Below are 718 nucleotides of genomic sequence, written 5' to 3'. Positions count from 1 at the left end.
AAGGTGCTCTACGCACTCGATAAAGAAGTCGCGGCCAGGCGTGAACGACGCATCAACAAACTGCTAAAAGCATCCCGATCGCCAAACCTTGATGCTTGCCTTGAAAACGTGGTCTGCACGCCTGACCGCAACATCAACCCCGAGCAAGTCAGCAGACTCGCTCACGGACAATGGTGCCACCTGGGCCAAAACACTGTCATCCTGGGCAAATCCTCAGTCGGCAAAACCTACCTCGCCCAAGCCCTGATCACAGCAGCATGCCGCAACGACTACTCCGCACGGTTCTACCGCACCGACATGCTCGCCGCCGAACTGGCAGTCCTCCAACCCGATGACCCCGCACGGCTGAAGTTCATCCAGCACCTCCACGACGTCGACGTCCTGGTCCTCGATGACTTCCTGACCACACCTGTGGATGCCGCGACCGCGCACCAACTTCTCAACATCCTCGCCGGGCGAGAAGGCAAAGTCTCAACGATAGTGACCTCACAATTCACCCCACTGGAGTGGTACAAGTCCATCCCCGACGCCGTGATCTCCGAGTCAATCCTCAACCGACTCGTCTCCGGCGCCGAGATCATCACACTCGAAGGACCAAACATGCGCCTCACCACCAACACATAACCACCAACAACGCCTGAGTAAGACACCGCTACCGGATACTCACTCAGGCGCTACCAGATACTCACCACACCGCTACCATTTCAGTCTTCTGAAC

The 718-nt window shown here is 57.2% G+C and carries 1 protein-coding gene; it reads left to right on the top strand.

Annotated elements, in window-relative coordinates; genetic code table 11:
* The coding region (locus tag HMPREF2967_RS10180) for an ATP-binding protein (protein WP_198531048.1) at positions 1-624 on the top strand (624 nt) is incomplete at its 5' end.
* Positions 625-718 lie beyond the last annotated feature (94 nt).

Origin of the sequence: Corynebacterium sp. HMSC059E07 (assembly GCF_001814395.1) — a bacterium.
Lineage (GTDB): Bacteria > Actinomycetota > Actinomycetes > Mycobacteriales > Mycobacteriaceae > Corynebacterium > Corynebacterium hesseae.
Note: the sequence above shows the minus strand (reverse complement) of the source record. Positions and strands in the feature narration are given on the sequence as shown.